The 8,450-nt window shown below is 47.7% G+C and carries 5 protein-coding genes; 4 read left to right on the top strand and 1 reads right to left on the bottom strand.

What is annotated here, in order from left to right; all coding sequences use genetic code 11:
* Nucleotides 1-10 precede the first annotated feature (10 nt).
* Nucleotides 11-1,444 carry a Maf family nucleotide pyrophosphatase gene (locus HMPREF3208_RS05855; RefSeq protein ID WP_064347715.1) on the top strand — a complete coding sequence of 478 codons (1,434 nt, stop codon included), beginning with the start codon at nt 11-13 and terminating at the stop codon, nt 1,442-1,444.
* Nucleotides 1,445-1,587: 143 nt separating this feature from the next.
* Here the strand turns inward: HMPREF3208_RS05855 and HMPREF3208_RS05860 are convergent, their stop codons facing one another.
* Nucleotides 1,588-2,529: an AEC family transporter gene (locus HMPREF3208_RS05860; RefSeq protein ID WP_032814402.1), complete on the bottom strand. Its 942-nt coding sequence runs from the start codon at nt 2,527-2,529 to the stop codon at nt 1,588-1,590.
* Nucleotides 2,530-3,086: 557 nt separating this feature from the next.
* Here HMPREF3208_RS05860 and HMPREF3208_RS05865 point away from each other — a divergent pair.
* The 3 genes from HMPREF3208_RS05865 (at nt 3,087) to rpmA (ending at nt 8,009) form a co-directional block, all read left to right on the top strand.
* Complete coding sequence (locus HMPREF3208_RS05865) at nt 3,087-7,241, top strand: Rne/Rng family ribonuclease (RefSeq protein WP_064347717.1); 4,155 nt, start codon at nt 3,087-3,089, stop codon at nt 7,239-7,241.
* A 174-nt stretch (nt 7,242-7,415) separates the two neighbouring features.
* Nucleotides 7,416-7,724, top strand: coding sequence for a 50S ribosomal protein L21 (gene rplU, locus HMPREF3208_RS05870; RefSeq protein ID WP_004129104.1), 309 nt, complete (start codon nt 7,416-7,418; stop codon nt 7,722-7,724).
* Between the two features lie 33 nt (nt 7,725-7,757).
* Complete coding sequence (gene rpmA / locus HMPREF3208_RS05875) at nt 7,758-8,009, top strand: 50S ribosomal protein L27 (RefSeq protein ID WP_004106248.1); 252 nt, start codon at nt 7,758-7,760, stop codon at nt 8,007-8,009.
* The last annotated feature ends 441 nt before the right edge of the window (nt 8,010-8,450 follow it).

Below are 8,450 nucleotides of genomic sequence, written 5' to 3' on the forward strand. Positions count from 1 at the left end.
AGAGTAAAGTATGGCAGTTACGTTGATTTTGGCTTCAAAGTCGCCTGCGCGTAGAGCGGTTTTGGCGGCGGCTGGTGTGATCCCTGTGATTCACGAGAGTGAAGTGGATGAGCCGGCTGCTTTGCGTGATGCCGCTAGTGAGCGAGGTGCAAGCGTTGAGCAGTTGAGTGCTGAGCAGCGCGTTTCTATTTTGGCGTGCGCGAAGGCTAAGGCTGTATATGAGTCATGGAAGCGTGTGGCAGATGCGGCTGCTTCAGCTAGTGGCGATTTGGTTGTGGGGTATCCGCTGGAAGCTGAGCCTGAATCTTCTGAATCTTCTGAATCTGCTAGTAACGCTTTAGCAAGCGACTCTCAAGCAGACGTAACGCATAATGTAGATACGGCGCAAACCCGCGACTTTTCAGGCGTAACTGTGCCTACCAAGACTTTCGATATTCACGATTTTGCGCATCTCAATAAATCTTCTAACGATTGCAACAGTGTGCTGATTGTTGGCTGCGATTCCATGTTCCTGCTCGATGGCGAATGTTACGGAAAGCCGCATACGCCTGAAATTGCTTTTGAACGAATCAAGAATATGAGTGGGAAAACAGGGCAATTGTGGACTGGTCACTGCTTAATCGACGCAAAAACCGGCAAATTCGTGTGCAAAACAAGTCACGCAAGCGTAACTTTTGCGCAAATGAGCGACGCTGAAATTCGCGCGTACGTAGAAACTGGCGAACCGCTGGAAGTTGCGGGATCCTTTACGCTAGAAGGTTTTGGCGGAGCTTTTATTGAGGGAATTCAGGGAGATCCTCACGGCGTTCTTGGAATCAGCTTGCCGCTGCTTCGCAATATGGTTGCCGAGCTTGGGTACGCGTGGCCGGATTTGTGGAATAAGAATACTTTGGAAGAAGTTGGTGCGAAGAACGATCCGACTTCCACTGAAGTGCCTAAAGAAAATGTGCATCAGCCGGGAGACGGCTGGGTACATTGCAATTGTGGTCGCAGACACTGGGGTCATAACGGTGCTGCTGGCGTGCTGCTTGCTAGACGAGATGCCGAAACTGGTCGCGTGACGCACGTTGTGATGCAGCATCGCGCGCTTTGGAGTGCGGAAGGTGGTACTTGGGGTATTCCGGGCGGCGCGATTTCCGACGGCGAAAGCGCAATTGAGGGAGCATTGCGCGAGTCTTTTGAAGAAGCGAATATTACTTCGGAAGATATTGAGGTTGTTGGGGCTTACCGTGAAGATCACGGAAACTGGCGCTACACAACGGTTTTTGCGTTTGAAAAGCCGGGGCATAGGGTTGAGCCTTGCGCGCACGACGACGAGAGTATGGAAATTAAGTGGGTGCCGATTGACGACGTGCCGAAGCTAAAGCTGCTTACGGCAATGCGAACGGATTGGCCGTCTTTCCGAGCGCGCCTTGATGGGCTTGCTACGCGACGACCTGCTTGAGCGTAGCGCTCCAAACTTGAGAGAATCATCTCGCATTTGGAGGGTTTGAGGCCGTGTAGCGCTCCATTTACGGGGAACTTATCTCGCATTTGGAGGGTTTGGGGTTGTGCGGCGCTCCAAGCGCGGTCAAAGCAAGCGCGCAATTACCCTAAAATAGCAGCGATTACGGCTATGCAGATTGGGCTAGTTACGGTAGAAAACAGTATGCCATCGCGAGCGAAACTTAAGCCAACGTTGTATCTAGCAGCATAATTGTAAACGTTCTGACCCGTCGGGAGCGCAGCAAGCACAACGCAAGCGTATAAAGTCGCCCCACGAAAGCCCATCATAAAGTAAGCTAGCACAAACGCAATAATTGGCATAATCAGATTTTTTAGCACAGCAACCGTGGCAATGGCAGCGCGATTAGAATCTTTTTGCAGTGGTCTACTTCCGTAAAGTGACATGCCGAAAGCCATCAAAATCATAGGAACCGCGGAATCGCCAATCATTTTAATAGGATCGTACAAAAAATTCGGCACAGGAAAATATCCAACTTTAGCTGAAATTGCAGAAATCACAATTCCGCCGAGAGATCCAATTAAAAGCGGTTGCTTTAAAGGTTGCTGAGCAATACGTTTTAGTGAACATTTGCCGGTGGTTGTAATGTCAAGAACCGTCAAACCAACAGGCGTAAAAACAGCCTGTTGCATAACCAAAATCGGAGCTACAAGCGCAGGATTTCCCAAAATATAAGTGGCAACCGGCAAGCCAATATTATTTGAATTTAAATAAAGCGAATTGAGCGCGCCAATTGTGCAGTCGGCTGCAGGAAGATGGAAAAACAGGCGGTTCAACAATACGAACGCAAGTCCGACAATCATCGCAGAAAAGAACGCAACAAAAATTGAAGAATGAAAAATCTCAAAAATAGGCTCTTTAGAAAGAATTGCGAACATTAAGCACGGGCTGGAAACGAAGAAACTTACACGATTGAGCACCATTTGAGCCTGAGAGCCGCCAATGCGAAGGCGCGCGGTAATGTAGCCGGCAAGAATCACAATGCCGATTACGCAAAAGCCTTGCATAGCGCTGATTAAGCCCATTTCGTGCCTCCTTATTAGGCGACTACTCACTAACTTGGTAAATAGCTTCATAACTTTCGTAATTGGTGATTCACTTCGTAACCGATAATCTACTCACTAACTGGTAACTTACTCGGTAACTGGTAACGCACAAATTACTTGCTAACCTATGTTGCAACTATAGGAGTGCTATGCAACTTTTTGCACAAGAGTGAGTTATGTAACAAGTGAGTTATGTAATAGATATGTTGAGATGATGTGGTGACGTGCCTGTGGTGTGCTAATGCTCGTTTTGAGGGCTTTATCGGTACGCTTTGTGTGTTGTGCTGTATGTTTTTGCTTTTGCTTACTTGACTGCAAGCATTTGCTTACTTGACTGCAAGCATTTGCTTACTTGACTGCAAGGAACAGTACGTTTGAAACTGAATATTTACTACATTCGATATTTGACCCGGCAATATGGCATACTAGAGGACGGTGGCACTGCAAGCCGCCAGGCGATTGATGGCGTCGATCCCCTCGTGAGTGTATTCCGAGGCTGGTGTCCGCCATTGTGCAGCTAGACTTTACGGAGAGCCTTGGGGTGGCTCGCGTACGTGCGTGTTCATCTTAAAGCCAAGGAATACGAGGCGATGCAGCGTCTTGTGAGGAGCATAGTGCCCAGAATAATGAAGAAAAGCTTCAACGAATCTGAAGCTGAAGATAGTACAACTATGTCTAAAAATGCATCAAAATCTATAAATAGTATTACGAGTGTAAGTGACGTAGCATCTACTGATAAAACTGCAACTGATCAAACTACTGTTTCTGCAACCAACAGTGTTGTGAACACTGCACAATCTGTGAATACTGCACAATCATCTTCTAGTGTAGTTCGTCGTCGTGGTCGTCGCGTAACACGTGGTGCGGGAGCTGCTGGAGAGGCAATGGAATTGAAAGTAGAAGATACTGGATTAAAGAATGCTGAGCCTCATACGGTTCAAGTTCGCTCAATTGCTCCTGTGTTGTTTCAGGAACCGGTACTTCCTGTACGCGCCGAAAAGCATGATGAAAATGGGGAAGATTCTCGCAACAATATAAGTGACGAATCAAGTGGTGATTCTCGCAACAAATCTCGTAATTATAGTGATGGTCGTAATGAGGATCGCGCTACTAGCCGCAATGATCGTAATGATCGCAGTAATCGTAATGATCGTAATGATCGCAATGAGCGCAGTAATCGTAGGTTGCGTGTTGAAAGACGCGGCGATTTTCGTGACGATCGTTATGCCGATAATTATCGCGGCGATACTTATGGGGATGAGTACGAAGATGCGTACACTGACAATTACAGGGGTAAGTACGCTGATAAGTATTCTGATAAGTACGACGATAAGTATTCTAATAAGTATTCTGATAAGTACGATGCAAGCCGTGAAACAACGCGTGAAACTAACCGTGCTGTATCACGTATGCAACAGAAGAATCTGAATCGAAAAGATAAGCGTAATTCTGTTTTCGATGATGAGTTTGATGAGCGAAATATTCGCGACGATGCACGTTATGATTCCCGTGACGATGCGCGTGACGATGCGCGCCAAAATATTCGCGAATCTCGCCGTCGTCACAATAGCAGGAATCGTGAGGATGATGTATTTGAGCGCCCAAATCGTCGCTTAGCAAATGAAAAAAATAATGGTAACGGCAATAACAGCAATAGTGACAGTAACACTAACAGCAAAAAGAACAGTAATAATCGCAGTGCCAATAGTAATGGCGGTAATGGCGGTAATAAGGAAATTACTTATGCTGAAAATACTGAAAATACTGAAAATGCGGGTAATGCTATAAATGATGCAAGCGCTGGGAGTGCTCGTAATGCTCGTAACGCTGGGAATACTACTCACGATATTGACTGGTATCAAAATCGCGATGAGCAGCCTCGTAAAAGTCAGCGTTCTCGCCGTTCTCGTCGTCTAAATGCAGTTGAGCGGCGTGCGGCTGCTGAAGTTGAGCAAATTGAAGAAGATCTTGCTTATGACGATATTGTGTACGCTCCAATCGATACGCGTATTGATGAAACGCTTGATGTTAGCGATATCGTAGACGCAGGCGGTAATCGTCGTGTGCGTCGCCGTAACTTTGCATCTCGTGATGATTTTGATCGTGACACTTTGGATGATGATGTGGCTGATGACTCGCGTGATGATTCGCGTGATGATTCGCGAGATTATGAATTGCGAACTCGTTCAAGAAATGTCACTGCGTCGCGTAACGTTCCTGATAGTGACAACAAGAGTGATGGCGATAGTGGCGTTAATGGTGACAATAATGATGACAACAGCGACAATTACCATAATGGTGATGATGAAGGAATAATATCTCGCCGTCGCCGTCGCCGTCGATCTTCTCGCGCCAATCGCAATGCGGATCGCAATACGGATCGTGGTGCCGATCGTAGTGCGGATCGAAATGCAGATAGTGATACAGATCGCAACACAGATCGCGATTCTCGCTACAATTCTCGCGATATTGATGAAGATATCGATTCTCGAATAAACCGCGAAGATTTTGAAGCAGTTTCTCAAGAAGATCGTGATTTAATTCCTGATCCAGATGAACTTCGTGCGCAGGATGAAGAAGAAACGTTGTATACGCGTCGTCGCCGTCGTCGTCGCTCGAAATCTTCCGATGACTCGTCTTCTGCGTCGTCTTCCTCGTCTTTATCAGACGATTCACGCAATAGCGTTGACGAAGATGCTCCCCGTCGCTCCCGCAAGCAACAGTATATTGACGAAATTACGGATATTGAAGGATCGACGCGACTTGAAGCGAAGCGTCAGCGCCGCCGAGATAACCGTCGTGAGCGCAGTCGTCAAAACTTGTTAATGGAACAAGATTTCCTTGCGCGTCGTGAAAACGTTGATCGGCTTATGGTAGTGCGTGAGCGTGATCGCCATACACAGATTTCAGTTATTGAGGACAATGTTCTTGTGGAGCATTACGTTTCCGATATTCAGGAAGTCGCAACTGTTGGCAATATTTATCTTGGTCGCATTCAGAATGTGCTCCCAAGTATGGAAGCCGCGTTTGTTGATATTGGTCAGGCTCGTAACGGCGTGCTATATGCTGGTGAAGTTAACTGGGATATGACACGTTTGGAAGGTCAGCCTCGCAGAATTGAGTTGGCATTTAAGTCTGGTGATCCTGTACTGGTGCAAGTTACGAAGGATCCTATTGGTCATAAAGGTGCGCGTTTAACTTCTCAAGTAACGCTTGCTGGTCGTTTCCTCGTATTGGTACCGTCCGGGGGTATGACAGGCGTAAGTCGTAAGCTTTCAGATCGAGAGCGCTCGCGTTTGCGCGCTATTGTTGCCAAAATTGCGCCAAACGACATGGGTATTATTATTCGTACTGCTGCTGAAGGCGCAAGCGAAGAGGCAATACAGAAGGATCTTGAGTCACTGATTAAACAGTGGAATCGTATTGAAGCAAAGCGCCAAGAATATTTGCATGGTAAGCGTCCGAAATTGCTACAAGGCGAGCCTGATGTGGCAATTCGTGTGGTTCGCGATATCTTCAACGATGACTTCCAGAAGCTTATTGTTGAGGGTGAAGGTGTGCATCATCGCATCGATGAATATCTTGAGATGATGGCTCCAGATTTGCGTAGCAAGGTTGAATATTGGGATCCTGCTGATCATGAAGGCAAGGATGTGTTCGATAAGTGGCAGATTGATAGTCAGCTGCGTAAGGGCATGGAGCGACAAGTGTATTTGCCTGCAGGTGGTTCGATTGTGATTGATCGTACGGAAGCTATGACAACAATCGATGTGAATACTGGTAGGTTTATTGGACGCGGTAAGTCTTTGGAAGAGACGGTAACGCGTTGTAACTTGGAAGCTTCTGAGGAGATTGCGCGACAGTTGCGCTTGCGTGATATTGGCGGCATGGTCATGATTGATTATGTTGACATGGTTATGCCAGCTAATCGTGATTTAGTACTTCGTAGGCTTTTGGAGTGTTTGTCGCGCGATCGTACGAAACATCAAGTTGCCGAGGTTACTTCTTTGGGTCTTGTGCAGATGACGCGTAAGCGTGTTGGTCAAGGCTTGGTGGAGGCGTTCTCTGAGGAATGTCCTACTTGCAAGGGGCGAGGCTTTATTTTGCATGATGAGCCGACTGTTTCTTCTGAGTATGCTGATCCTTACGCACTGAAGGGCGGCGATCCGTTCGTTAAAACCAATAAATATGGTCATGGAAGCGCAACGGAACAGCCTGCGCCTGTGAAGCAGCAAACTTCAAGTGCCGACGTGCGCGCTAAGTTGGCACGTATTGCTGCCGCATCTGTGATTACTGATGCTGCTCATCGTGCTGATGAAGAAGTGAGCGATACTGGACTTGAGAATCTTAATGTAGTGGAAACTGACGGAACTGCTGCGGAGGCTGAGGAGACATCTGCAGAGTCTACTGAGGCTCAGGCTGCTGCGGAGTCTACTGAATTTGCTGAGGTTACTGAAACTGCTGGAGCTGCTGCGGAGACTCCTGTGGAGGCTGAGGGTACTGAGGCTAAGGCTGTTGAATCTACTGAAGTGGCTGCTACTGCGGAAGAATCTTCGGAAGTAATAGAATCTAGTGAAGAATCTACTGCTGAATCTACTGAAGAAGAAACTACTACTGAAGAATCTACTGAAGAAGCTGTAGAAAATCGCATGGAAACTTCAGCAGAAAACAATACTGAAACTGCTTTATAAGCAATGAAGTATATGCCTTGAGTACAATAGTGAATATTGTCTGCATCGTCTTATGTGGCTAGCGCTTGACGTTAGTACATGGGTGGGTGTAATTTTGATAGTCGGTGTCTTGCCGCGTGCGTTTCGCTGCGTGCAAGGCAAAAGTAAGCTTTCAATTGAGCTAAGGAACGAATTATGTACGCGATTGTGAAGGCCGGTGGCCATCAAGAGAAGGTTGAGGTTGGCGACGCCATTCTCGTGAACCGTCTCGATGCAAAGAAGGGCGATACCGTGGAATTCCCGGTCGCGCTCGTTGTTGACGGTGCTAAGGTGACCTTAAGCGCCAAGGATCTTGCTAAGATTACGGTGAAGGCAGAAGTTTTGAACGACGAAGCCAAGGGTCCAAAGATTAGCATTATGAAGTTTAAGAACAAGACTGGCGTGGCTCGTCGCAAGGGTCACCGTCAGAAGTTGACTCTCGTCAAGATCACGGCCATCGCCTGATTGACGGTGTTATAAACCTGAAAGGACAGTGAGATGGCACATAAGAAGGGTGCGTCTAGCTCGCGCAACGGTCGCGACTCGCAAGCGCAATATCTTGGTGTGAAGAAGTTCGGCGGTGAAGCTGTAGTAGCTGGCAACATTATCGTTCGTCAGCGCGGTACTAAGTTCCACGCAGGTCAGAACGTGGCTTTGGGCAAGGATCACACGCTGTACGCTTTGGTGGATGGCAATGTGAAGTTCGGCATTCGTCGCGACCGCAAGGTTGTTGACGTGGTGACTGCCTGAGTCATAAGTTAAACCTGAGCCGCTTCGGTAATAAGTCGACAGTAAGTTGACGACGCGTCAGCAGTAAGTTGACGGTAAAGCGTTTAAGCCGCACCCAATTCGGTGCGGCTTTTTTGTTCTTGATTTGTTTCCGCGAGTTTGGAGCGTGTCTGTGTGGTGTGACGCTCGCGCGGGTAACGCGCTCGCTTACGAAACTCGCGTTGGAAGTCCACTGGACTTCCAACCTGAGCGAGTTTCCGCTCCGAATTGCTTTAGCGCGCGCTATGCTGCGCTCAAGCAGGTCGTCGCGCAAATGCGCGCATGATCCCGCGAATTTAAGTGTTTAGCTTCGAGTAAGGTAGCAGTATGAGTGATTTTGTAGATCGCGTAACAGTGCACGTGAAGGGCGGCGACGGCGGCAACGGTTCTGCCGGCGTGCGTCGCGAAAAATACAAGCCGTTG

This window comes from Gardnerella vaginalis (assembly GCF_001546485.1).
Taxonomy (GTDB): domain Bacteria; phylum Actinomycetota; class Actinomycetes; order Actinomycetales; family Bifidobacteriaceae; genus Bifidobacterium; species Bifidobacterium vaginale_D.

What these genes read in the sequence shown, in the direction of transcription:
- HMPREF3208_RS05855 (WP_064347715.1), top strand. Translation starts at nt 11, where the DNA reads ATGGCAGTTACGTTGATTTTGGCTTCAAAGTCGCCTGCGCGTAGAGCG.
- HMPREF3208_RS05860 (WP_032814402.1), bottom strand. Translation starts at nt 2,529, where the DNA reads ATGGGCTTAATCAGCGCTATGCAAGGCTTTTGCGTAATCGGCATTGTG.
- rplU (WP_004129104.1), top strand. Translation starts at nt 7,416, where the DNA reads ATGTACGCGATTGTGAAGGCCGGTGGCCATCAAGAGAAGGTTGAGGTT.
- rpmA (WP_004106248.1), top strand. Translation starts at nt 7,758, where the DNA reads ATGGCACATAAGAAGGGTGCGTCTAGCTCGCGCAACGGTCGCGACTCG.